General features: G+C 51.6%; 1 rRNA gene. It reads right to left on the reverse strand.

From position 1 onward, the window contains the following. Positions 1–2012 (reverse strand): 23S ribosomal RNA (locus tag I9W95_RS02940); the annotation flags it as partial.

Raw genomic sequence — 2012 nt, forward strand, 5'->3', positions numbered from 1 at the left:
GAGTTAGAACCCCAAATTGACCAGGCTGGTATTTCAAGATTGGCTCCACCGAGACTGGCGTCTCGGCTTCAAAGCCTCCCAGCTATCCTACACAAGCCAATTCAAAGTTCACTGTGAAGCTATAGTAAAGGTTCACGGGGTCTTTCCGTCTAGCCGCGGGAACGCAGCATCTTAACTGCGAATTCAATTTCACTGAGTCTCGGGTGGAGACAGTGTGACCATCATTACGCCATTCGTGCAGGTCGGAACTTACCCGACAAGGAATTTCGCTACCTTAGGACCGTTATAGTTACGGCCGCCGTTTACCGGGGCTTCGATCAAGAGCTTCGGTTACCCTAACCCCATCAATTAACCTTCCGGCACCGGGCAGGCGTCACACCCTATACGTCCACTTTCGTGTTTGCAGAGTGCTATGTTTTTAATAAACAGTTGCAGCCACCTGGTATCTTCGACCGGTCTCAGCTTACGGAGCAAGTCCTTCACCAAAACCGGCGCACCTTCTCCCGAAGTTACGGTGCCATTTTGCCTAGTTCCTTCACCCGAGTTCTCTCAAGCGCCTTGGTATTCTCTACCTACCCACCTGTGTCGGTTTCGGGTACGGTCTCTTTATAACTGAAGCTTAGAGGCTTTTCCTGGAAGCATGGCATCGACCACTTCGGACTCCGTAGAGTCACCGTCATCACGTCTCAGCTTTAGGAACCCGGATTTGCCTAAGTTCCCAGCCTACATGCTTAAACACGGACAACCAACGCCGTGCTGGCCTAGCCTTCTCCGTCCCCCCATCGCATTATAAAGAGGTGCAGGAATATTAACCTGCTTCCCATCGACTACGCATTTCTGCCTCGCCTTAGGGGCCGACCACCCTGCCCCGATTAACGTTGGACAGGAACCCTTGGGTTTCCGGCGAGGGGGTTTTTCACCCCCTTTGTCGTTACTCATGTCAGCATTCGCACTTCTGATACCTCCAGCCTGGTTCACACCTTGACCTTCAACGGCTTACAGAACGCTCCTCTACCATGCAATAAATTGCATCCGTAGCTTCGGTGTACAGTTTGAGCCCCGTTATATCTTCCGCGCAGGCCGACTCGACTAGTGAGCTATTACGCTTTCTTTAAAGGGTGGCTGCTTCTAAGCCAACCTCCTAGCTGTTTTAGCCTTCCCACATCGTTTCCCACTTAACTGTAACTTTGGGACCTTAGCTGACGGTCTGGGTTGTTTCCCTTTTCACGACGGACGTTAGCACCCGCCGTGTGTCTCCCGTGATTGAACTCATGGGTATTCGGAGTTTGCAAAGGGTTGGTAAGTCGGGATGACCCCCTAGCCTTAACAGTGCTCTACCCCCCATGGTTAGACACGAGGCGCTACCTAAATAGCTTTCGAGGAGAACCAGCTATCTCCGGGCTTGATTAGCCTTTCACTCCTATCCACAAGTCATCCCCTACCTTTTCAACGGGAGTGGGTTCGGTCCTCCAGTTGATGTTACTCAACCTTCAACCTGCTCATGGATAGATCGCCCGGTTTCGGGTCTATACCCAGCGACTGAACGCGCAGTTAACACTCGGTTTCCCTACGGCTCCGCTATACGCTTAACCTCGCCACTGAATATAAGTCGCTGACCCATTATACAAAAGGTACGCAGTCACCGAACTAAGTCGGCTCCCACTGCTTGTACGTACACGGATTCAGGTTCTATTTCACTCCCCTCACAGGGGTTCTTTTCGCCTTTCCCTCACGGTACTGGTTCACTATCGGTCATCTGGGAGTATTTAGCCTTGGAGGATGGTCCCCCCATGTTCAGTCAGGATAACACGTGTCCCGACCTACTCGATTTCACCAAAAATAAGTTTTCGCATACGGGGCTATCACCCACTATGGCCGCACTTTCCAGAGCGTTCTGCTAACTACAAATTGGCTTAAGGGCTGGTCCCCTTTCGCTCGCCACTACTCAGGGAATCTCGGTTGATTTCTTTTCCTCGGGGTACTTAGATGTTTCAGTTCTCCCGGTTCGCCTC

It is taken from the genome of Thalassolituus marinus (assembly GCF_020320395.1).
In the GTDB taxonomy this organism is placed as follows: Bacteria; Pseudomonadota; Gammaproteobacteria; order Pseudomonadales; family Oceanobacteraceae; genus Venatoribacter; species Venatoribacter marinus.